Source organism: Clostridium pabulibutyricum, from assembly GCF_058242705.1.
On record NZ_JBZAYZ010000001.1, the window covers coordinates 187,402 to 210,583 of the forward strand.

At 29.1% G+C, this 23,182-nt stretch carries 23 protein-coding genes; all 23 read left to right on the forward strand.

Going from position 1 to position 23,182, the window contains the following annotated elements; genetic code table 11:
- Positions 1–21 precede the first annotated feature (21 nt).
- Positions 22–453: a flagellar assembly protein FliW gene (fliW, locus tag AC4CVH_RS00900; protein WP_490785829.1), complete on the forward strand. Its 432-nt coding sequence runs from the start codon at positions 22–24 to the stop codon at positions 451–453.
- A complete protein-coding gene (csrA, locus tag AC4CVH_RS00905) occupies positions 454–669 on the forward strand; it encodes a carbon storage regulator CsrA (RefSeq protein WP_490785830.1) in 216 nt (71 codons plus the stop codon).
- A gap of 39 nt (positions 670–708) precedes the next feature.
- Entirely contained in the window at positions 709–1,059 is a 351-nt protein-coding gene (locus AC4CVH_RS00910; RefSeq protein ID WP_490785831.1) for a flagellar protein FlaG, read from the forward strand.
- Positions 1,060–1,086: 27 nt separating this feature from the next.
- The gene (locus AC4CVH_RS00915) at positions 1,087–1,386 is read left to right on the forward strand and encodes a hypothetical protein (protein ID WP_490785832.1); all 300 of its coding nucleotides are present in this window, start codon (positions 1,087–1,089) and stop codon (positions 1,384–1,386) included.
- Between the two features lie 24 nt (positions 1,387–1,410).
- A complete protein-coding gene (gene fliS, locus AC4CVH_RS00920) occupies positions 1,411–1,803 on the forward strand; it encodes a flagellar export chaperone FliS (protein WP_490785833.1) in 393 nt (130 codons plus the stop codon).
- 21 nt (positions 1,804–1,824) lie between these two features.
- Positions 1,825–3,546, forward strand: a complete 1,722-nt coding sequence (gene fliD / locus AC4CVH_RS00925) for a flagellar filament capping protein FliD (RefSeq protein WP_490785834.1) — start codon at positions 1,825–1,827, stop codon at positions 3,544–3,546.
- 12 nt (positions 3,547–3,558) lie between these two features.
- Positions 3,559–3,900 carry a flagellar protein FliT gene (locus AC4CVH_RS00930; RefSeq protein WP_490785835.1) on the forward strand — a complete coding sequence of 114 codons (342 nt, stop codon included), beginning with the start codon at positions 3,559–3,561 and terminating at the stop codon, positions 3,898–3,900.
- A 106-nt stretch (positions 3,901–4,006) separates the two neighbouring features.
- Entirely contained in the window at positions 4,007–5,254 is a 1,248-nt protein-coding gene (locus AC4CVH_RS00935; protein WP_490785836.1) for a flagellin N-terminal helical domain-containing protein, read from the forward strand.
- Positions 5,255–5,315: 61 nt separating this feature from the next.
- A complete protein-coding gene (locus AC4CVH_RS00940) occupies positions 5,316–7,142 on the forward strand; it encodes a motility associated factor glycosyltransferase family protein (RefSeq protein WP_490785837.1) in 1,827 nt (608 codons plus the stop codon).
- The gene (locus AC4CVH_RS00945) at positions 7,139–8,119 is read left to right on the forward strand and encodes an ATP-grasp domain-containing protein (protein ID WP_490785838.1); all 981 of its coding nucleotides are present in this window, start codon (positions 7,139–7,141) and stop codon (positions 8,117–8,119) included. The genes AC4CVH_RS00940 and AC4CVH_RS00945 overlap by 4 nt, the downstream gene beginning before the upstream one ends.
- A 12-nt stretch (positions 8,120–8,131) precedes the next feature.
- Complete coding sequence (locus AC4CVH_RS00950) at positions 8,132–8,812, forward strand: HAD family hydrolase (protein WP_490785839.1); 681 nt, start codon at positions 8,132–8,134, stop codon at positions 8,810–8,812.
- Positions 8,809–9,552, forward strand: coding sequence for a cytidylyltransferase domain-containing protein (locus tag AC4CVH_RS00955; RefSeq protein WP_490785840.1), 744 nt, complete (start codon positions 8,809–8,811; stop codon positions 9,550–9,552). Before AC4CVH_RS00950 ends, AC4CVH_RS00955 begins: the two co-directional genes overlap by 4 nt.
- 83 nt (positions 9,553–9,635) lie before the next feature.
- Positions 9,636–10,688, forward strand: coding sequence for a pseudaminic acid synthase (pseI, locus tag AC4CVH_RS00960; RefSeq protein WP_490785841.1), 1,053 nt, complete (start codon positions 9,636–9,638; stop codon positions 10,686–10,688).
- A gap of 30 nt (positions 10,689–10,718) precedes the next feature.
- Positions 10,719–12,047: a glycosyltransferase gene (locus AC4CVH_RS00965; protein WP_490785842.1), complete on the forward strand. Its 1,329-nt coding sequence runs from the start codon at positions 10,719–10,721 to the stop codon at positions 12,045–12,047.
- Between the two features lie 83 nt (positions 12,048–12,130).
- Positions 12,131–13,465 carry a D-alanyl-lipoteichoic acid biosynthesis protein DltD gene (gene dltD, locus AC4CVH_RS00970; protein ID WP_490785843.1) on the forward strand — a complete coding sequence of 445 codons (1,335 nt, stop codon included), beginning with the start codon at positions 12,131–12,133 and terminating at the stop codon, positions 13,463–13,465.
- Between the two features lie 139 nt (positions 13,466–13,604).
- The gene (gene dltA, locus AC4CVH_RS00975; RefSeq protein WP_490785844.1) at positions 13,605–15,131 is read left to right on the forward strand and encodes a D-alanine--poly(phosphoribitol) ligase subunit DltA; all 1,527 of its coding nucleotides are present in this window, start codon (positions 13,605–13,607) and stop codon (positions 15,129–15,131) included.
- 11 nt (positions 15,132–15,142) lie between these two features.
- The gene (locus tag AC4CVH_RS00980; RefSeq protein WP_490785845.1) at positions 15,143–16,258 is read left to right on the forward strand and encodes a glycosyltransferase; all 1,116 of its coding nucleotides are present in this window, start codon (positions 15,143–15,145) and stop codon (positions 16,256–16,258) included.
- Between the two features lie 98 nt (positions 16,259–16,356).
- Complete coding sequence (locus AC4CVH_RS00985) at positions 16,357–17,454, forward strand: chemotaxis protein (protein ID WP_490785846.1); 1,098 nt, start codon at positions 16,357–16,359, stop codon at positions 17,452–17,454.
- A 122-nt stretch (positions 17,455–17,576) separates the two neighbouring features.
- Positions 17,577–17,927: a hypothetical protein gene (locus AC4CVH_RS00990; RefSeq protein ID WP_490785847.1), complete on the forward strand. Its 351-nt coding sequence runs from the start codon at positions 17,577–17,579 to the stop codon at positions 17,925–17,927.
- A gap of 549 nt (positions 17,928–18,476) precedes the next feature.
- Entirely contained in the window at positions 18,477–20,060 is a 1,584-nt protein-coding gene (locus AC4CVH_RS00995; RefSeq protein ID WP_490785848.1) for an AAA-like domain-containing protein, read from the forward strand.
- Positions 20,061–20,126: 66 nt separating this feature from the next.
- Positions 20,127–21,143 (forward strand): SDR family NAD(P)-dependent oxidoreductase, encoded by a 1,017-nt coding sequence (locus AC4CVH_RS01000; protein ID WP_490785849.1) that lies wholly within the window; start codon positions 20,127–20,129, stop codon positions 21,141–21,143.
- Position 21,144: 1 nt separating this feature from the next.
- Complete coding sequence (pseG, locus tag AC4CVH_RS01005; RefSeq protein WP_490785850.1) at positions 21,145–22,119, forward strand: UDP-2,4-diacetamido-2,4,6-trideoxy-beta-L-altropyranose hydrolase; 975 nt, start codon at positions 21,145–21,147, stop codon at positions 22,117–22,119.
- A 67-nt stretch (positions 22,120–22,186) separates the two neighbouring features.
- A complete protein-coding gene (locus AC4CVH_RS01010) occupies positions 22,187–23,179 on the forward strand; it encodes a dTDP-glucose 4,6-dehydratase (protein WP_490785851.1) in 993 nt (330 codons plus the stop codon).
- Positions 23,180–23,182: the final 3 nt, after the last annotated feature.

Here is a 23,182-nt window from a genome sequence, read left to right on the forward strand (position 1 = left end):
TTTTAATGAGGAGATACTGATATGGAACTTAGAACAAAGTATCATGGAACAAGGCATTATAAAGAAGAGGATATAATAAGCTTTAAAGGTGGAATTCCAGGACTTGAAAATTTGAGAAAGTTTATATTGTTTCCTGCAGAGGAAAATGAACTTTTTTATATACTTCAATCCATTGAAAATTGTGATATTGGACTTGTCATGGTATCGCCTTTTAACATAGTAAAAGATTACGAATTTGAACTCAGTGATACATCAGTTAAGCGGCTTTTAGTTGATGATAGGAAAGATTTAATCATATTGAATACTGTGACATTGAATTCTAATGTTAATAAAATAACTGCAAATCTAAAGGCTCCTTTTATAATAAATATAAAAAGAAAAATAGGGGAACAAATAATACTGGATAATTCAGACTACAAAATAAAATATCCTATTTTCGAGGAGGGAGCATGATTGCTTGTTATAAGTAGGAAAAAAGGTGAGTCTCTTTTGATAGGAGACGATATCGAAATAACCGTTTCAAAGATAGAAGATGGAACGGTAAAACTGTCCATATCAGCGCCAAGGAATGTAACAATACTCAGAAAAGAACTCTACAAGGAAGTAGGAAAAGAAAATATAAGTGCAGCGGCGTCTGATATGAGTGTACTTAAAAAATTAAAAAAATAGTCGAATAGATATATTTTAAAGTTAAAGAGGTGTTTTAGCATGGAAGTTACAGGTATGAGTCAGGGAGGACAGCAGCCTTTAGTATTAAATACATCTAGTGGTTATACAAGTTTTGTATTTGGCAATGGGAAAAGCAGCTTGGATTTGAAACATGAAGAAATTATAGAAAAAAGAGATGTTCAAACTGCTGCAGACGAGATGAACAAGCTTATGGATGACTCCAGCACTCATTTGAAATTTGAGGTGTATGGAAAGTTTAAAGACATAGTTGTACGGGTAATAGATGACGACACAAACGAGGTTGTACGGGAAGTACCGCCAAAACAAATAATAGATATGATTGACAAGTTCTGTGAGATGTCGGGCTTCTTTATGGATGAAAGAGCCTAGCTTTGTCCACTTGAAAGAGGTGTTGTCATGGAATTTAAATTGAATAAAGTTGATCCTGAATTGAGGCGAAGAGTCAAAGAAACCACGAGTACTGGCAAGATTCATAACAAGAGAAGGATATCAATTGATAAACACAAAAACAAAGATAAAAAAGGCCATGAAGGGAGAAACTTCTCATCACAACTGGAAAAGTACAAAAATGGAAAGAAAAAAATATTGGTAGATGCAAAAAAAGTAGAAAATATTGAAGTAAAAGCATTCAAAGAAGACGATAATATTTCCAGCAAATGCTGCGGCAGGGGAAATATACTTGATGTTAAAAAGTAAAGTAAAAGGAAGGTGGATGTTGATATGTATGCAGCAAATGCCTACAACACATATAAGACAAACAGCATAAATTATGCTTCAAAAGAGCAGCTTTTACTTATGCTGGTAGACGGTGCGGCGAAGTTTGCAAAAATTGGCAGACAAGCAATTTTGGACAAAAATATAAAAAAAGCGCATGAAAATATAGTGAAAACAGAAAATATATTTTATGAGCTCATGGCATCTCTTGATGTTTCAAAAGCAGGAAACTGGGGTCAGTCTCTTATGAGTGTCTATGATTTTATAGTAAGAAGACTTATAGATGCAAACATGAAAAAAGATGCGGACATAATGGATGAGATTATTCCTCTTATAGAAAATATAAGGGACACATGGAATGAAGCTTACAAGGTTTCAAAGAATGGTAACAATAATTAAAAAAGAGGAGGATATTAATTTATGAGTGATGTAACAAGTACTACAGGTTCTACTGGATCCGGCGGAGGAAATATGCTCAGGATAACAGGGTTAAATACTGGACTTGATGTAGATGCAATGGTTAAAAAGATGCTTACATCGGATCAGACGAAAGTTGATCAGGCAAAGCAGCAGCAGCAGATTCTTGAATGGAAACAGGATGCTTATAAAAGCATAATTTCAGATATAAAAGAGCTCCAAAGTGCTTATTTTGATGTAGCAGACACAAGCAATTACCTTTTGTCTACTGGAAATTACAGCAATATGTCAGCGTCCAGTTTGGATCCCACTTCGGTAGGTGCAAAAATATCAGGTTCGGCAACTGCTGGAAATTATAAGATATTGGTTACAAAGCTTGCACAGTCTGCAAGTATCAAAGGAGACAGTATAAATGCAACTTCTGGAAGCTCGACAAAGCTTACGGACCTTGGAGTTGAAAAAGGAGACTGTACCCTTAATTTGACTTACAAAAATGAAGATGGCTCAGAAACGACAAAGAAGATAACCCTTAATGTTACGGAATCATCTACAATTAAAGATCTTACGAATGCAATCAAAGATCAAACAGACGGCAATGTTACTGCAAAGCTCAATGAACTTACAGGGCAATTTGAGATTCAGGCGGCAAATAGTGGTTCCAAATCATACCTGAAAATTGAAAATGGGGGCAATACGGGGTTGATTGATGCTCTTAAAATTACGGATGGAGCTTCCCAAACAGGAAGTGATGCTGTATTTGCAATAAAGGAGCCTGGATCAGACAAGTATATAGTAGGAAAGAATGATTCAAACAATTTTACTATAAATGGAGTTAGCTATAACTTGTACGAAGTCAATTCCACCAATTCCGAGATATCAGAAGAAAATTCAGGAAAAACAGTGGAAATAGATTCAAATACAGAAAATCCGGTAACTATATCGGTTACACAGGATACATCAAAATTGCATGATCTTGTTTCAAATTTTCTTACTAAATATAACAAGGTTGTAGGTGAAATAAGAGACAAGCTAAGTGAGAAAAAAGACTATGATTATTCACCTCTTACGGATTCACAAAAAGAAGATATGAGTGATAGTCAGATAACAGCATGGGAGGAAAAGGCAAAACAGGGCATACTAAGAAGTGACGATAATCTCCAAAAATTGCTTGATGACCTCAACAATGCTTTTGTTAATCCAGTTAAGGATGCCTCGGGAAACAGTGTATCCAAATATTACTTTGGAAGCATTGGTGAAAATGCACTTGGAATAGATGGTTCGAATGAAGTTGCCAATGCCGGTGAAGTTACAATTGCTGATGATGTGAAATTTACTGAAGCTATTGAGAACGATCCTGAGGGAATAATGAAATTGTTCACATCAACGTCAACCAGTAAAGATACTGATGAAAAGTTCAGCCAATCAGGTATATTTCAAAGAATGAGCAAAATATTGACAGATAATGTTGGAACAATAGGAAGCACGTACAATTCCGGAACCCTTACGAAATATGCCAACCTGCAGGACGATTATAGTGTAAATGGAGGCAGCGGAACAGGAACATTACCTGATCAGATATACATGCAGCAGCTTCTTGTAACTAATCTTAAAAGCAAAATGTCCAGTGACCAAACAAAATATTACAATCAATTCACACAGCTTGAGGTAGCTATGGAACAGCTTAATTCGCAGCAATCTGCCCTTTCAATGTATATAAGCAGTTAGAAGAGGTTTTGTATGGAAGAAAAAATAGAGGATATTTTTGTTAAATATAGAAGTTGTACAAAAGATATAATAGAGGCAGTGCAAAAAGACCAGTTTGAACTTTTAAAAAGTAAGCTGGATGAAAGAAAAGACATTTTGGATAGAATCACATCGGGTATCTATAAAAAAGCTGAAATTAAATATTTGTATGAAAAATTTGAGATTTTAAATCTTGAAAAAAAGGCGCAAGATATCATGAACAAAAGCACTGTTAAGTTAAGAAAAAAAATCAGCAGTATAACCAGAAACAAACATGCGGCAAGTGCATATGGAAATGTAGGGAATGGTGCGGCAATATTCAGCAAAAAAATATAAAAATATTTTTATAACTATATAAAGTATTAAATATGAATTACGATAAGTAAACTGTAACAAACATATTTGGACAAGGATGTCCACTTAAAATCAAGGAGGAATAAAAATGATAATAAATCACAACCTTATGGCAAACAATGCTTTAAGAAATATGGGAATCAATTCAGGTAATGCATCAAAGGCAATGGCAAAACTTTCTTCAGGACTTAGAATCAACACAGCAGCAGACGATGCAGCAGGTCTTGCTATATCCGAAAAGATGAGAGGACAGATAAATGGATTGACTCAGGCATCTTCAAATGCCCAGGATGGTAATTCACTTATTCAGACTGCTGAAGGTGCATTGAATGAAACTCACTCAATACTTCAGAGAATGAGAACACTTGCTGTTCAGGCTTCGAACGATACAAACACTGATGATGATAGAACTCAGCTTCAGTCGGAAATGTCACAGCTTGAAGATGAAATAAACACAATTGGTAATACTACACAGTTCAACACAAAGAATCTTTTGGACGGTTCAATGGGAAAATCACAAATAGCAGATGTTGCTAATGTTAATACTAATAGTTTATTGAAAAAAGGTGACGATGCAGTTGCTGATACTACTAAGTTAACAGAGTTAACAAATGTTAATGGAAAAAGCTTGGGAATTGCTTCAGCAGGTGATACAATAAAGGTTTCTTATACTGTTAATGGTGAATATCATACTAAAGAATTACATAGTAGTGTTGCTACTACAATAAAAGATGTTTTTAGTGCAATTACTGCAGCTGGAACTTTAGTTGTTACATATTCAACTTCAGTTTCTATACAATCTGGTACTGCAGGATTGAATGGTGCTATTGAAGGATTGTCTATTACAGTTACTAATAGTGAAGGCGTAAAGAATACAGATGCTACGAATGCACTTACAGGATTTACGGAAACTACTGAAGCAAGAGACAAGAAAGTATCAGATGGATCGGCTCTTTTACAGATAGGTGCAAATATTGGACAAAACATGAGCGTAGACATAAATGATATGAGAGCACAGTCTCTTGGGGTTGACAAGCTTGACATAAGCAGTCAGGATAGAGCCAATGTTGCCATAAAGGTTATAGATACAGCTACTCAGAAAGTATCTTCCGAAAGAGCAAAACTTGGTGCACTTTCAAACAGACTTGATCATACCATAAACAACTTGGGAACATCAAGTGAAAACTTGACTTCAGCTGAATCAAGAATAAGAGATGTAGACATGGCATCTGAAATGGCTGAATACTCAAAGGACAACGTTCTTTCACAAGCTGCACAGGCTATGCTTGCTCAGGCAAATCAGCAGCCACAACAAGTACTTCAGTTATTAAGATAATATCCAATAAGCCAGAGCTTTTCTCTGGCTTATTTTTTATAAATGGTTTAAGGAGTGGGAAATGGATAACAAAATTTTTGAACAAAATTTAAAGATATTAGATAGAATTGGAAAGCAGGATATTATTTCTAATGAGTATTTTGAAATTGAGAGTTCTGTTAATGGAGGATATACTTTCAGATACAGTATAGATGGTAAGAAAATATATATAAACAGCAAGTATAACATAAATAATGAAATAAATGATTTGTTCAAGAATATAGATTTTACTAAAAACAATTTATTTGTAGTATATGGCATAGGACTTGGATATCATGTAAAAAAACTTATAGATATGAGTTCGGAAGACAGTATTATATTTGTTATAGAAAAAGACATGAAAATATTAAATACATATTTTAGATGCAAAGATTTTGCAGAACTTGGAAATAAGAAAATAGTCATGTTTTTTGGCGATGAACAGGATATATTTTCGCAGATAAGCAATTATATATTTAATTTTAAAGTTATGCCTATAATTTTAAATTATACACCAGTTGTACTTCCATCCTATTATTCCATATATGGTAAGTGGATAAATCATATGAATACAAGAATAGTCAAGCTTATACAACATGCATTTTTTAATCTTGGAAATGATGTAGAGGATACTATAATAGGATTAAAAAATAATTTCATTAATATGAAGGAATTGATAGAGAGTCCAAGTATTGAAACTGTTAAAGATATGTATACAAATAAACCTGCTATTATAGTTGGTGCAGGGCCGTCTCTTGATAAAAATATAAAAAACTTGAAGTTAGCACAGGGAAAAGCACTTATATTTGCTACCGATGCAGTAATTAGTACTTTGAAAAAATATGATATAGTTCCAGATGCAGTTTTTAGTATTGAAAGAGGAATTGCCACATATGATAAGTTTTATAAAAATAATGATTTGAATGAAAAAACAGTTTTTGTAGGACCTCCTGTTGTTAGAAAGGAAGTATTGGATAAGATAAAAAACAATAAAAAATTATTGTGCCTGAAAAAAGAAGAGCGCATAAATGAATGGATTAATAATGACATTTTAAAAGAAAACAGATTAATTAAAATGGGTACTTCCTGTGCACATGTAGCATTTGCTTTTGCTAAATATTTAAATGCAGATCCTATAATATTTATAGGAATGGATTTAAGCTATAATAAGCAGGGCATTACTCACTCTGAGAATGTAGAAGTTAAGAATACAGTAAATGTATATAATAAAGATAATGTATATGTTAAAGATATTTGTGGAAATATGCTTCCTACTAATAATGTATTTAAAAATTTCTTAACTTTTATTGAAATAGAAATAGCAAATGATTTAAGTAGTAGAAAATACATAGATGCGACTGAAGGCGGAGCTTTTAAAGAAGGTACTGAAATTATGAAATTAAAGAGTGCAATTTCCAAGTATTGTACTCATAATATAGATAGTTTGTATGATGTAACCCCAGGCAAAAGAGAATTAGACTGCAGCAAGTATAATGAGGCTTTAGACAAACTGAGAAATTTAAAAAATAAATTTAATAATCTAAAGATAGATTCTGAAAATTACTTAAAGAAAGTTGATAAATTTAGATATAAAGATTTTAATGCGAAGAATGCATACGAATTTTTAAGAAAAAGAAGTAATATAGAAAAAACAATATACAGTGACGGAATTGTAAGAACGTTTTTACAAGGAATATACGTCAATGGAAAAATAAAGGAAAATTCTATAAGCACTAAAATAAGTGAGAAGAACGTAAGAGATCGATTAAACATTCGTATTCGCTTAATGGTGTTGTTGTATGGTGCATGTAATAAAATTTATGATTCCATAAATAATATATTAAAAGATATGAAACGGAGTGAACTATGAAATTATTGATTACGTCAATAGGTAAAAGAGTTCAATTAATAAAATATTTGAAGAAGAGCTGCTCTGTTGTAGGAACAGATGCAGGAGAAATGGTACCAGCTGCAAAGTTTGTAGATACGTTTTATAAAATTCCTGTAATATCTGATGAAGATTACATAAATTCACTTCTTAAAATATGCAAGAAGGAAGAAGTTGATATGATTATACCACTTCATGAATATGAATTTTATAAATTGTGCAATAATAGACATAGATTTAAAGAAATTGGCACAATACTTCTTTTAAGCAGTAAAAGAATATTAGATACATGTCAAAACAAGATAAATACATATAATTTTTTTTTAGTAAATGGTATAAATACTCCAAAAACTTACTCCAGAGAGGAAATAATTTTTGTAATTAATCATAACTCCGAACTTTTGAAATTTCCACTTATAGTTAAACCTTTAAATGGTATGGGAAGCATGGATGTATATAAGGTAAACAATGTAAAAGAACTTGAGTTCTTTGTAGAATATGTACACAATCCAATTGTACAGGAATATGTAGATGGAGAGGAATATACTGTAGATGTAATTTGTGATTTTGGAGGTATTCCAGTTTCAATAGTGCCTAGGGAGAGGATTGAAGTAAGAGATGGTGAAGTTTCAAAGAGCAGAACTGTAATGAATATGAAAATAATAAAAGAAACTTATAATCTTGTAGAATGTCTTGCAAAAAATTCTATAGCTAATGAAAAGTTTTCTGCAGTAGGTCCATTTACAATACAGTGCAGGATAGATAGCAAAGGTATTATAAAATTTATTGAGATAAATCCACGTTTTGGTGGAGGAGTTCCACTTACATTTGAAGCAGGGGTGGATTACGGAAAATATTTTAATATGATGCTAGAAGGAGAAAAAATACAACCTATAATAGGCAAGTTTAAGGAAATTGCTATGCTAAGGTATGATGAGGCTGTTTATATTAATGATTAGGAGTTGCAGAAAATGAAATCTATTATATTTGATTTAGATGATACTCTTTACAGGGAAAGAGAGTTTGTAGAAGGTGCTTTTAAGTATGTATGTAAATATTTATCTATGCAGTATTATTTGAAATTTAATCACATATATAAGGAAACTATTAATATACTTCAAAACTATGGAAGAGGCAAAGTATTTGATATTTTATGCAAAAGATACAGCATAGATGACAATATCCATAGACTTGTCAATATATATAGGAATTCAATACCAGGCATAGAGCTTTATAAAGATGCACAGAATTTTCTTCAAAAATATAATAATAAGTATAACTTTGGAATTATTACAGATGGAAAAGCATCTGTTCAGTGGAATAAGATAAATAGTTTGAATTTAAAAGAAATTATAGATTATATAATAGTTACGGATGATTATGGGACAGAATACTGGAAGCCAAATAGTTTTGCATATTTGAAGATGGCACAACATTTTAAATGTAAACCTAAAGAATGCGTATATATTGGTGATAATCCAAATAAAGATTTTATAGGTGCAAAAAAAACTGGAATGTATACAGTAAGAATAATCAGAAAGTCGGGAGATCATATGGATACAAGTTTGGAAAGTTCAAAAGAAGCTGATTTTAATATTCAAAGTATGGATGAGTTGCATAATATACTTCAAACAGGATGTGATTTCAAATGAAAATACTTTGTATAGTACAGGCACGTATAGGGTCTGAAAGATTGCCGGGGAAAGTTATAAGAGAGATTTCTGGAAAGCCCATGATACTTTATACATTGGATAGACTTGAAAAAAGCAAATACATAAATAAACTTATTCTTGCAACATCTTTAGAAAATAGAGAAAAGCCACTTGTGGACATAGCCATAAAATCAGGATTTCAGGTGTTTAGAGGAGATGAAGCCAATGTACTTAAAAGATATAAAGATGCTTCGGACAAGTATAGTGGGGATATAATAATAAGGGTTACAGGAGATTGCCCACTCATAGATCCAGTTATAGTAGATAACGTTATAACTTATTTTAAAATGAATAACTATGATTATGTTAGGCTGGATGTTCCAAATAGTTTTATAAGGGGATTTGATGTGGAGATATTCACCAAGGATGCACTGGATAGAGTATATAATACTGTTTTCAATATGAAATCTGATGAACAAACCGATACTGATATGTGCAAAGAGCATGTTACATATTATATGTATAGGCATCCAAAGGAATTTAAAATTGGATATGTTCATGGAAGTGATTTTTACAATAAAGATTATAGATTATGTGTGGACACAATGGAAGATTTTAAACTAGTTGAAAGTATATATAAGTATTTTAAAGATGAATTTGTGTCTTCTAGGTATATAGTGAGCTATTTAGATAAAAATCCCGAGATATGTAAAATAAATTCTAATATACAACAAAAATAGAGTAAAAACTTAGATTGATGTCTAAGTTTTTTTATATATTTACGATAATATATATATACTATAGAAAATAATATGGAGGGTTTATGAACAAGAGTATAGCTATAGGAAGCAGAAAGATAGATAAGGATAATCCTACATTTATAATTGCGGAACTTTCTGCAAATCATCTTCAAAAATTTGACAATGCAGTAAGACTTATAAAGGAAGCAAAGAAAGCTGGAGCAGATGCAGTTAAACTGCAAACTTATACTCCGGATACTATAACATTAGATTGTGATAATAAATATTTTCAGATAAAGCAAGGTACAATATGGGATGGAACTACGCTTCACAAGTTGTATGAAAAGGCATATACACCGTGGGAGTGGCAGCCAAAACTAAAAGAAATTGCAGAAGAAGAAGGGCTTATTTGTTTTTCTTCACCTTTTGACAATACTTCAGTCGATTTCCTTGAGAAAATGAATGTATTAGCTTACAAGATAGCATCTTTTGAAATTACAGACATACCATTTGTGAAATATATAGCGTCAAAGAAAAAACCTGTTATAATTTCAACTGGTATAGCAGCACTTGGCGATATTCAAGAAGCACTTGAAGTTTGCAGAAATGAAGGTAATAAAGATGTTATACTTTTAAAGTGTACTTCAGAGTATCCTTCACCTCTTTGTGATATTAATCTTAGAACCATACCAAATATGGCAGATACATTTGATGTATTAACGGGTATATCTGATCATACTTTAGGGCAGACAGTATCTCTTGGAGCAGTGGCACTTGGAGCCAAAGTTGTAGAAAAACATTTTACTCTTAAAAGAGAAGATGGAGGGCCGGATTCTGCTTTTTCAATGGAACCTGAAGAATTTTTACAGATGGTAAAGAGTATAAGAGATATGGAAAAAGCTCTTGGAAGAGTGAGTTATGATTTAACGGAAAAGCAATTAAAAAGCAGGGAACATTCAAGAAGCTTGTTTGTGGTTAAAGATGTTAAGACAGGAGAGATGTTTACGAAAGACAATGTAAGAAGTATAAGACCTGGCTTTGGAATGAAAACAAAATATATTAATGATGTTATTGGAAAAAGGGCAAGATGTGATATAGAGAAAGGAACTCCTGTTAATTGGGAGCTAATTGAATAAATTATGGAAGATAATTTGGAGTGAATATATATGAAAAAGGTGTTAATAATAGCATATTATTTTCCGCCACTAGGTTGGTCAGGAGTACAAAGAACTTTGAAGTTTGTTAAATATTTAAGAAACTTTGGATGGAAACCAGTAGTTGTAACTGTTGGAAGAACTAAATTTTCTGTTTTAGATGAAAGTCTTATGGAAGAAATACCGAAAGAAATAGAAATAATAAGAATTGATGATGTGAAATTTAAAGATATAACTGACAAAATCAAAGAAAAAATGAGAGAGTATACTAAATATTCATTTGATATTATATCGGATGAATATTTAAAAAATCAATATGAAAAAAGAATAGATGATAACTTTGAAAAATTAAGAAATTTATTCCTTTTACCAGATGGAAATGCTATTTGGGCAAATAATGTTATAAGAAAAATATCAAAGAAAATAAATTTTAAAGATATATCTGTTATATATACAACATCATCACCTTATTCTACTCATATAATAGGTTATTATTTGAAGAAAAAATATAAATTACCTTGGGTCACTGATTTTAGAGATGAGTGGACTAATAATCCATATTATAGTTTTAATGAACAAGATATAAGATATAAGATTGAGAGAAATATAGAAAAAACTTTAATTGAATCTTCAGATAAAATTATTACAATTACGCCAATATCTATGAATAATTATATAAGTTTATTTAATGTTAGTAAAGATAAAGTTGTTAATATTACTAATGGTTATGATGAAGAAGATTTTAATTTTTTATTGCAATCCACACAGAAACATAAATTTAAAATTATTAGTAATGGAAGCTTTTATTTAGATATAAGTCCAGAAACTTTTCTAATAGCAATTAAAAATATTTTAAATAAAAAATTAGTTGATAAAAAAAATCTAAGTATTGATTTTATAGGTACTATTGAAGAAAAAATAAAAAATAATATTGAAAATCTTGGGTTAGGAGATATTATTAATTATGAAGGATATTTGCCACATATAGATTCTTTAAAAAAGTCAGCTAATGCTAATTTATTATTACTTGTTGTAGGAAAAGGAGAAAAGGTAAAGTCAGTTTATACCGGCAAGGTTTTTGAATATCTTAGATTGAAAAGGCCTATATTAGCTCTTTCGCCGGCCGAGAGTGTAGTGGAAAAGCTTTTAAATGAAACAGGATGTGGTATAAATGTTGAGTATGATAAAATTGATGAAATAGAAAAATGTATATTAAAAATATATAATGAATGGATAAGTAAAAGTAAACTTGTTGTTAATGAGAGCAAAATTAAAAAATATGAAAGAAAGAATTTAACAAAAAAGTTAGCAGAAGTATTTAATGAATTAACGACAAGATGATGAATAGATAGCAAGTTTAGGTATAATCTGAGTATGTATGATGGGAGGAAGCATCAAATTAAATAACGTTTGATGATATAATAATGGATATTGAAAATACAGTTTTAGATATTTTAGAAGAGGTTTGTTCTACAGATGAAGTAAAAATAGATAAAGACTTAAATTTATTTGATACAGATTTGTTAGACTCATTAACCACAATGGAATTGTTAACATCTATAGAAGAAAATATAGGAGTAGAAATTTCACCATCTGATGTTTTAGAAGTTGATATAGAAACTCCAAATAAAATTATAGAATTAGTCCAAAAAAAATTTAGTGAAAAATTTACAATTAAACATGATGAAGAAATATTTTTACCATTAAGAGAAAAGAATCATAGTATTTTAATACAAAAAGAAATTTTACAAAACAGAAATATTTTAAGCGTTTATGGTTCTTCAGAATTTACAAGTGAAAGAGATGAGTTTTTCCCTACTAGTTTTTTTAATAATATGAAAGAAAAAAAATTTCTTGTTAGTCTTACAGGTACAGGATATTATCAAAGTATTATCCATGCTTTGAATTTTGGAGCATTAGGTAAAGAGTTAAGGAATAAGAAAATTGTTTTTATAATTTCTTTTCAATGGTTTACTAAAGAAGGATTAAGGCCTTCTCAATTTAGTATGATATTTTCAAAGCTTATGTTTTATTCTTTTATGTTTAATTCATATATAGATAAAAATTTAAAAGATTATGTAGCTGAGAGGATTAAATATCTTTCTAGTGAAGATGAGCGACTTATTGATTTAAATAAATTTTGTTCAGCTTATTGTGATAAAAATATAAATAATGAAATTTTGAATAAACATAAAATTATATATGAAAATTTATTAGAAAACGATAATAAAATTTATAAAAAATATAAAGATGTTTTAGAGTATATTAATGATATTAGTTTAAAATTTGGTAATGTTACAACTCAATATGACTGGGAAAGTATGAAAAATAAAGCTCAAAAAGTTGCTGAATGTAAAACAACTAATAATAAATTCGGTGTTGAAAATGAATACTTTAATAAATATAAGAAAAATGTATTATTAGAAATTAAAAATAAATTTGTACAATACAAGTATTCAGATTCACCAGAATATAATGATTTTGATTTTTTGTTAAAAGTATGTGAAACTATAGGAGTGAATCCTTTATTTATAATAGTGCCTCCAAATGGTAAATGGTATGATTATTGTGGATTTAATGTAGATGATAGACTTAAGCATTATAAAAAAATAGTTAATATAATTAATAAATATGGTTTTAAATTTGTAGATTTTTCAAATTATGAGTATGAAGAATATTTTTTGAGAGATGTAATGCATTTAGGGTGGAAAGGCTGGGTATATATAAATGAAGCCATATATGATTTCTTTAAAAAATAATAAATAAAATATGTTGTAACGAAAAGTATGTTTTTAGGATTTTTAAATTAATAAATGTTTTTATATTCGTGCTATATATAAATACATTAAGAACTTAATTTTTATAATTAAAAATATTTATATTGAGAGGATGAAAATTATGTTTGATATAATTGACATAATTGATGGTTATAATGAAACTAAACCCAATAGTATTGCACATATAAATAGACAAAATGAGTTAACATATAAGGATCTTGTTGAAAAATCAAATGCATTGGCGGCATATTTAATAGATAAATTTTCAGATAACAAGACTCCTCTAATAGTGTATGGACATAAACAAAATGAAATGTTAATATGTTTTTTGGCTTGTATAAAATCAGGACATCCATATATACCACTTGATAGTTCAACTCCTAAAGAACGCATTTTAGAAATAATAAAAAATTCTATAACAAGACTAGTTTTGTGTATAGAAGATTTAGATTGTAAATTAAGTAATATAGAGACTATTGAATTTGAAAGCATACATAATGTTATTGAAAAATTTAAAGGAACTATACCAGAGAAAAAGTATAGGGTTAAAGAAAATGATACTTATTATATTATATATACTTCAGGAAGTACAGGTAAACCTAAGGGTGTTGAAATAACACTATCTTGTTTGAAAAGTTTTATAAAATGGATATTGAAAATTTATAAATTTGATTTAAATAGTAAATATGTATTTATGAATCAAGCACCTTTTTCTTTTGATTTGTCTGTTATGGAGTTATATACATCATTAATTACAGGATCAACATTATTCAGTATAGATAAACGAATGATATCAAATAGTAAAGAATTATTTGAATGGCTAAAGAAGTCTAATGTAAATGTTTGGATTTCAACACCATCTTTTGCAGAAATGTGTCTTACAGATAAATTATTTAATGATAAATTTTTAAATATAAAGTTGTTTTTATTTTGTGGAGAACCTCTTATGAGACAATGTGTTAATAAACTTCATGAAAGATTTACATATGCAAAAGTTATTAATATGTATGGACCAACAGAATGTACAGTAGCTGTTACCTCCATAGAGATAGATAAAGAGATTAAAAGTATAAGTCCTTTACCGGTTGGAAAGGTTAAAGAAGGTTGTAATATAATTATTAGTGATTCTAGTGGTAAAAAAGTGCAAGATGGAAAATGCGGAGAAATAATTATAATAGGAGATAGTGTTGGAAAAGGATATTACAATAATGATGAACTTACAAATAAATATTTTTTTAAAATTAATATTGATGGAGTAGAAAAAAAGGGTTATAAAACTGGAGATAAGGGTTTCATTAAAGACAAAAATTTATATTGTATTGGAAGATTAGATTTTCAGGTTAAAATGAATGGTTTTAGAATAGAACTAGGAGATATAGAAAACAATTTAAGAAAAGTTTCAATTGTGGAGAATTGTGTAGTTATTCCTTTTGTAAAATATGAAAAAATACATCATTTGGTAGCATTTGTAATTTTAAATAAGATTCTTAACGAAAAAGATTTCAAAATAGGATTAATAATTAAAAGTGAATTAAAAAAATTTTTACCAAAGTATATGTTACCTAAAAAAACTATTATTGTGAAAAATTTTCCTATTACATCTAATGGTAAAATAGATAGAATGAAATTAATAAGTTATATTAAGTAGAAGGTGAGATTTTGGTAAGTGTAATTATAGTGGTATATAATGAAGAAAAATATATAGCTGAAGCTATAGAAAGTGTGTTAAATCAAACTTATAAAGATATAGAAATAATAGTTGCAGATGATGGATCTACTGATAAAACTTCAGAGATAGTTAAAAGATATGATAAGGTAAAATATATTTATCAGAATAATAAGGGAGAAGGTTCAGCGAGAAATTTAGGGGTTAGTTTAGCAAAAGGGAAATATTTAGCTTTTTTAGATGCAGATGATATATATAAGAAGGATAAGATAGAAAAACAGTTAAAAATTTTGGAAAAGAATCCTTATGTTGATGTGGTATATAATGATTTAGAGGTAGTAGATGAAAACTTAAGGTATATAAATACTCTTAAAAGTGAAGGTATATATCCCAAAAGAGAAGATCTACTTGCTATGATACTTTATAGACAGGTAATTCAGGGACCTATATGTATGATGATTAGAAAAAAATGTGTAAATAGCATAAAATGGAATGAAGAACTTATTTATACAGTAGATTATGATTATACAATAAAATTAGCTTATAAATATAATTTTAAATACATTGAAGAACCTTTGTATGTGTATAGAAGACATGGAAATAATTTGTCAAATTCCCATAGTGAAACTTTAAAAGAAGAAGTACAAATTTTAAATAATATTGGAATTGAAAACATAAAGAATTCAATATATAATTCAAACTTTGATTATAATAATAAAGAGTTGTTATTAGCTAAAATATATATTAAGATGGGTAATTATAAGTCAGCTAAAGAAATATTATTAAATTTATTAGGCAAAGTTAAAAATGAAATTTTATATTTTAATTTAGCAAATTGTTATTATCATTTACAAGACTTTAAAAATGCTGAAAAATTTTATTATAAAGCTATAAAAATATGTGAAACTATGGCAGAGGCTTATAACAATTTAGGATGTATTATATCTTTAAGTAATAAAAAAAGTGGCATTGAATATTTTAAAAAAGCTTTAAACCTAAGAGATGGTTATATGGATGCAAAAACTAATATAAATAATATTTTAGAAAATAATAATGAATTTGAATTTACAGAAAAAGAGCTGAGAAAGATTTTAACTTTTTATAAATAATTATAAAAAATAATTTTTACATAATAATATAATTAATTTCAAAATTTATAAATATAAGAATGTTTTAAATTCAAAGATTATAAAAAGAGTGTGATATTTTGTATAATATATTAATATTTGGAACTGGAAATTCTTCTATTATTGTGGAAAATGCTTTAAATAACAATGTGCGTATTTTAACTTACTTAGATAATGATATGAGTAAGTGGAACAAGATTAAAAATAATATTATAATTAATAGTCCAGATAAAATAGAACAGTATAATTATGATTATATTATAATAGCAAGTCAATTTAATACAGATATATATAAACAACTTATACATATATATGGGATAGATGCTAATAAAATATTTCAGTTTTATGCATTTACAGATAATAATTTCAATTATTACAAATATAATATGAATAAATTTATTTCATCGAATGATGAAATAGAATTAATTTCTACAGGTATATCATATGCAGCTAAAGGGTTTATAGAGGATATTTGTTTAAAGAAATCTTTTAAATTTGCATTTTCGGGACAGGATTTATTTTATGATTATAAAACGATTAAATATATAGTAGAAAATGTTTCTAAGAGGAATAATATAAAATATGCATTAATAGGTCTTTGTTATTACAGTTTCCAGTATGATATGTCTATGTCTACTACAAGAAACAAAATTATTTTATACTATTCTGTGCTTAAAAATTCTCATAATTTTAAAAGCATTAAAACTATTTATAATGAATATAAGATAAATAAAAAAATAGCAGATAATATATTTAAAAAAGATAGAAATAATAAATATAATTTTAAATGGAACCTCCCAACGCTTGAAGATTATGATGATAAGTGGAAAATGGGGAAGGAAGTTGCTGAAAAAGATTGCAATAAAAATTATCCAAAAACAGTAGCTGAGAACAAACTAATTTTTATAAAGTACTTAGAACTTTTAACATCATGTAATATAAAGCCTATAGTAGTAGTTTATTCTGTTACTAAATATTATTCTAAGTATTTTTCAAATAGGATTGAAGAAGAATTTCATTCAATAATAAATAGAGCGAAACATAAATATGATTTTCAGTACATAGATTATTTTAAATCCAACGAATTTCAAGATAATGATTTTGAAGATGTATCACATCTAAATTCTAAAGGTGCGGAAAAATTTACTAATATATTAAATAAAAAAATTGTATGGTAAATATCGTAAGTAATAAATTATATCATATTTTTTGGATGGTTTTACCCACTTCCTTATTTGACATTTACTAAATAAATTTAAGAACGGCTATGAATCCTACTAATAACTATAATATTTAGAGCTTGGAGAAATCTAAGTTCTTTTATTTTTATGCAATTTGCAGGAGAAATTATGATTGGAATTCTTTAAGAAAAATAATGAAAGTTTGTCCTAATTACAAAAATGACAATATGGAAATTCAAGATTTATTTAACATCATAGATATGCACATATTAGAAAAAGAAGGGTTTTATGTAAATGATAATGGCGAAGAACAATTTCTGCCTCTGCAAAACATTATAAAATCTAGAAATACACTAGTAATGATGACAACTCTTATTCACTCTTTAAATTATTATTTTAATCTGTTGAAGAATAAAGATTTATTGAAACCTTATTATGATTTCGCACTTTGTCTTGGAAAATTGGTGTAAAAGGACGGAATTGATGCATATAATAAATGGCATAAAGTTGATTAAAGAGAATTTTATATGTAGAATTATTCTGTTATATCTTTGAAATGGGATCCAATTCTACTTTGGATGATATTTAATGCTAATAAAAATTTGAATAATTCTTCTAATGTACCATATATAGGTTCACCAGTAGTTCCGATGAAATTGTTTAATGATATGGGAAACTTTATGGCTGTCAGATGTAAGAGGATATGGCAGAGGTATACCAGATGTATTTCTAAAAAATGGAAAGACAAATGAAAGCAGAGTTAAAAATTTAATTAGTGGACATTGGAAAAAATGAAAATATAAATTGAAAATTGAAAAACAGTCATTGTGATATGGCTGTTTTTTATTATACATATATGACTAAAAGAGAACAAATGTTTGTATAAAATTGATTTTCTATTGCCATAATAAAAATATAAATTATTATGGAAAGAGATGATTGCTATGGATTATAATAAAGTAGAAGATTAAGAAATTTTATGGAGATGAATACTATCTATAAAAAGGTGGTTTAAAATTATGAAAAAGAGATTTAATGTAACGGGAACCTGTATACCAGAGAAACATTATATGGTAGATATTTCTAATAAAATAAAAAAGATAATGAACCTTATAGAAGATGAAGAATATTTTGTAATAAATAGACCAAGACAATACGGAAAGACAACTACTTTATATATGATTGAGAGGGCTTTAAATAAAAATGAAGATTATTTAGTTATTTCTATAAGTTTTGAGGGAGTTGGAGACTTAATATTTGAGGAAGAACGAAGATTTACTAAAGGATTTTTAAATTTAATTGGGAGAAGCATTTTACTGGAAAATGAGGAATTATCAGAATATATAGAGAGTGAAAAATATAAAGTTGAGACTATGGATGATTTATCCTATTTTATAACTAAGTTTATAAAAAAGGTTAATAATCAAGTAATACTTATGATAGATGAAGTAGATAAAAGTAGCAACAACCAGTTGTTTTTAAGTTTCCTGGGAATGCTTAGAAATAAATATTTACTCAGAAATGCAGGAAAGGATAAAACCTTTCACAGCGTGATACTGGCAGGAGTGCATGATGTCAAGAGTTTGAAATTTAAGATAAGACCGGATGAAGAACATAAATACAATAGTCCCTGGAATATTGCATCTGATTTTGATGTGGATATGAGTTTCTCAAAAGAAGAAATAGGAACAATGCTGGATGACTATGTGAAAGGTAAAGGTGTAGAACTTGATAAAGAGTACTTTTCAGATAAACTCCGCTTTTATACTTCGGGTTACCCCTTCCTTGTAAGTAAACTCTGCAAGATAATAGATGAAAAGATAATGCCGGAAGGCAGTCTTAAGTGGGAAAAAGAATATATGGATATGGCTGTGAAGAAAATTTTAATAGACAGTAATACAAACTTTGAAAGTCTGATTAAAAACATTGAAAACAACAGTAAATTGAAAGAAATGGTAAAAGATTTAATTATAGATGGGAGTAAAATTACCTATAATGAGGATAACCTTATTATAATGCTTGGTATAACTTATGGAATTTTTAAAAATGAAAATGGACAATTAAAAATTCATAATAAAATATATGAGCAGAGGATATATAATTATATGAGTTCTTTAATAGAGACTTCGACGGATGTTAGTTCCTATAATGAAAAATCAAATTTCATAAATAAAGACGGCAGTTTAGATGTAAAAAAGGTGCTTGTAAAATTTCAGGAGTTTATGAAACATGAATATTCAGAGAAAAGAGAAGCTTTTTTGGAGGCAGACGGCAGGCTGCTGTTTTTGGCTTTCATAAGTCCAATAATAAACGGGACGGGTTTTGCATTTAAAGAAGTGCAGGGTGGAGAAGAAAAGCGTTTTGATATAGTTATAACTTACAATAAGAAAATGTATATAGTGGAACTCAAAGTATGGCATGGTGAGGAATACCACGAAAAAGGACTTGCCCAGCTCGGAGAGTATCTGGAACAGTACAGCTTGGACAGAGGATACCTCTTGATATTTGATTTCAGAAAACTTAAGATTGAAGCAGGAAAAGTAAATGAGACTAATATTGAAATAGGAAATAAGAAAAAGAACATAGTTGAAGTTTATTGTTAAGTTCACATTTCTTTGCATTGTACGATAATTAAAATAGCAATTAGATGCAGAAAGTGGTGAAATAAAATGGGATACTATACAGGAAAAAATATATTGATTATAGGTGGAACAGGAACAATAGGGAAAGGACTAATAGCAAAATTAATAAAAGAAAAACCACGTGTTATAAGAATATTTAGTAGAGATGAATATAAGCAATTTGTCATGGAGAGTGAAATAGAGAATTTAAGTGGGTTTAGGTTTTTAATTGGTGATGTAAGGGATTATGAAAGAGTAGAGAGAGCTATGAATGGAATAGATGTAGTATTCAATTTGGCTGCCATGAAACATGTTCCTGCCTGTGAATATAATCCAGAAGAGGCCATAAAGACTAATGTAATTGGCATGGAGAATGTAATTAAAGCAGCAGAATGTCACAACGTAGAGACTGTGGTTTTTACTAGTTCAGATAAAGCTATTAATCCAACTAATTCTTATGGTGCTACAAAACTTTTAGCTGAAAAACTTGTACAAGCAGCTAACTATAGTAAGGGAAAAACAAGAACTAAATTTGTAGTTGTTAGATTTGGAAATGTTATGGGTTCCCGCGGCTCTGTAATTCCTCTTTTCAAAAATCAAATTTCAGAATTTAAAAAAATAACTGTAACTGATGCTAATATGACTAGATTTATGATGACCTTGACTCAAGCTGTAAATCTCATAATGACTGCGGGTGAAAAGTCCTATGGAGGGGAAGTATTTATACTTAAAATGCCTGTTATAAGGCTCAGGGATTTAGCAGAAGTAGTTATAGAACAGACTGCAAATAAAAATAACATTTTAAAAGATGAAATACATATAGAAAATATAGGACTTAGGGCAGGTGAGAGGAAGTTTGAAGAGCTCATGACTTTAGAAGAATCAGAATTTGCTTATGATATGGGGCAAATGTATGCAGTACTGGAGTCACAGGCAGGAAAGAACCTCGTAGGTAAGTATAGTAATTATAAAAAGGCTGAGGTTAAAAGTTATAATTCTTCAGATGCACAGGTTATTACAAAAGGAGAAGTAGAGGAACTTATCCTTCATGAGGGACTGATATAATATGAAAATAGTAATTCGTGCAGAAGGTGGCTCAAAAATAGGAATGGGTCACATTATGAGAACCCTTGTACTTGCAAAAAGTTTATCTTTAAATAATGATGTTTGTTACCTTTGCAAAGATAGCATAGATAATGAATATGGCACACTTAAGATAAAAGATCAGGGCTTTAAGGTAATTAAGTTTAAACAGGATATACTTAAAGTTCTATCTCATTTAAAACCAGATGTGCTTATAACAGATAGTTATGATGTAGATGAGAAATATTTTGAACAAACAAAAAAGCTGGCTAAATATACGGCTTATATAGATGATATAAATCTATTTGATTATGACGTAGATTTAATTATAAACCAAAATGTATATGCGGAAGATTTCTATTATCCTCAAAAATATAAATTATTAGGATTAAAATATCTTATGATGAGAGAAGAATTTAGGAGCTTGCAGGAGAAGCATATAAATAAACAGGTTAAAAATATAATGATAACTATGGGTGGTTCAGATCCTGTTCAATTTACTAAAGTATTGGTAAATTGGGTAAAAAATTCAAATTTTAAGTTTCATGTAGTTATAGGACCTTCTTTTAGAGAAAAGGATTATTTTAAAAATTTAAGCTATAATAATATAAAATTTTATTTCAATGCTAATATGGTAAATGTAATGAGAGAATGTGATCTGGCTATATCTGCAGCAGGAAGCGGATTATATGAGCTCTTAGCCTGCGGTGTACCAACTCTTGATATAATAATTGCAGATAATCAGGTAAGTTCCTGTAAAAAACTTAATGATATGAATATGGTAGGCAGTTTAGGCTGGTACAATAATTTATGCGAAGATAAATTTTCAAGGGAACTTGTCTATTTATGTGATAACTATAAATTGAGAAGGGAAAGATCACTTAGAGGTCAGACCATAATAGATGGCTGCGGACATAAGAGAGTAGCGGATTTTATCAATGTAAATTTTAATAAGTAAATTATTATATAAATTTTACGATTATTAAATCAAGAGAGTATTATACTTTATAGGGAGTTGATTGCTTGTGAATATGCTTGTAACAGGTGGTGCCGGCTTTATAGGACGATGGGTTGTAAAGAAACTCTTAAATGAGAGGCATTCTGTTGTTGTACTGGACAACTTGTCCAATGGAAGTATGAAAAATATAGAAGAATTTAATGATAATTCTAATTTTAACTTTGTAAAGGGCGATATACGTGATGGAAGTATATTAAATGAGATATTTAAGAAAAAATTCGATGTAATATATCATCTAGCAGCATCTATAAATGTTCAGGACAGCATAGATGATCCTAAGACAACTTTTTTTAATGATGCAGTGGGAACTTTTAATATACTTGAAATGGCAAAATTTCAAATGTTCGGGAAAAATGGAAAGATGCAAGGAGACAGTTGGGTTTTGGATTCCAAGGAGAATACTCATCCATGTAAGGTGGTGTTCATGAGTACATGTATGGTTTATGATGTATCCAGTGATGATGGAATTTCAGAGAGGCATCCTACAAAACCAGTTTCTCCATATGGTGGAAGTAAGATAGCAGCTGAGAATATGGTACTTTCTTATTATAATGCGTACAAGCTTCCGACTGTGGTTATAAGACCGTTTAACACATATGGACCGTTTCAGAAAACAGGTGGTGAAGGGGGGGTTGTGGCTATATTTATAAACAATGTTCTTGAAAATAAAGATATAAATATATATGGCTCGGGAAAGCAAACAAGGGATCTTTTGTATGTAAAAGATTGTGCAGATTTTATAGTTAAATGCGGGCATTCAAAATATACAGATGGACAAATAATAAATGCAGGTACAGGCAGGGATGTTACTATAAATGAACTTGCAGATATAATAAACAAAGGTAGAGTAAGAGTAAATCACATAAATCACATACATCCACAAAGCGAGATTATGAAACTCAAGTGTGATTATTCAAAGGCAAAGACTTTAATTGATTGGAAACCTAAGTATACTCTTGAAGATGGTATTTTAGAAACTGCCAGTTGGATTAAAGATTAATTG

Bases quoted from the DNA above. Each gene is read 5' to 3' on its own strand.
- fliS (WP_490785833.1), top strand. From the start codon at position 1,411: ATGTATGCAGCAAATGCCTACAACACATATAAGACAAACAGCATAAAT.
- AC4CVH_RS00995 (WP_490785848.1), top strand. From the start codon at position 18,477: ATGAAAAAGAGATTTAATGTAACGGGAACCTGTATACCAGAGAAACAT.
- AC4CVH_RS00910 (WP_490785831.1), top strand. From the start codon at position 709: ATGGAAGTTACAGGTATGAGTCAGGGAGGACAGCAGCCTTTAGTATTA.
- AC4CVH_RS00950 (WP_490785839.1), top strand. From the start codon at position 8,132: ATGAAATCTATTATATTTGATTTAGATGATACTCTTTACAGGGAAAGA.
- AC4CVH_RS00915 (WP_490785832.1), top strand. From the start codon at position 1,087: ATGGAATTTAAATTGAATAAAGTTGATCCTGAATTGAGGCGAAGAGTC.
- AC4CVH_RS01000 (WP_490785849.1), top strand. From the start codon at position 20,127: ATGGGATACTATACAGGAAAAAATATATTGATTATAGGTGGAACAGGA.
- dltD (WP_490785843.1), top strand. From the start codon at position 12,131: ATGGATATTGAAAATACAGTTTTAGATATTTTAGAAGAGGTTTGTTCT.
- AC4CVH_RS00940 (WP_490785837.1), top strand. From the start codon at position 5,316: ATGGATAACAAAATTTTTGAACAAAATTTAAAGATATTAGATAGAATT.
- pseI (WP_490785841.1), top strand. From the start codon at position 9,636: ATGAACAAGAGTATAGCTATAGGAAGCAGAAAGATAGATAAGGATAAT.
- AC4CVH_RS00965 (WP_490785842.1), top strand. From the start codon at position 10,719: ATGAAAAAGGTGTTAATAATAGCATATTATTTTCCGCCACTAGGTTGG.
- AC4CVH_RS00930 (WP_490785835.1), top strand. From the start codon at position 3,559: ATGGAAGAAAAAATAGAGGATATTTTTGTTAAATATAGAAGTTGTACA.
- AC4CVH_RS00955 (WP_490785840.1), top strand. From the start codon at position 8,809: ATGAAAATACTTTGTATAGTACAGGCACGTATAGGGTCTGAAAGATTG.
- fliW (WP_490785829.1), top strand. From the start codon at position 22: ATGGAACTTAGAACAAAGTATCATGGAACAAGGCATTATAAAGAAGAG.
- AC4CVH_RS00935 (WP_490785836.1), top strand. From the start codon at position 4,007: ATGATAATAAATCACAACCTTATGGCAAACAATGCTTTAAGAAATATG.
- fliD (WP_490785834.1), top strand. From the start codon at position 1,825: ATGAGTGATGTAACAAGTACTACAGGTTCTACTGGATCCGGCGGAGGA.
- dltA (WP_490785844.1), top strand. From the start codon at position 13,605: ATGTTTGATATAATTGACATAATTGATGGTTATAATGAAACTAAACCC.
- AC4CVH_RS00945 (WP_490785838.1), top strand. From the start codon at position 7,139: ATGAAATTATTGATTACGTCAATAGGTAAAAGAGTTCAATTAATAAAA.
- pseG (WP_490785850.1), top strand. From the start codon at position 21,145: ATGAAAATAGTAATTCGTGCAGAAGGTGGCTCAAAAATAGGAATGGGT.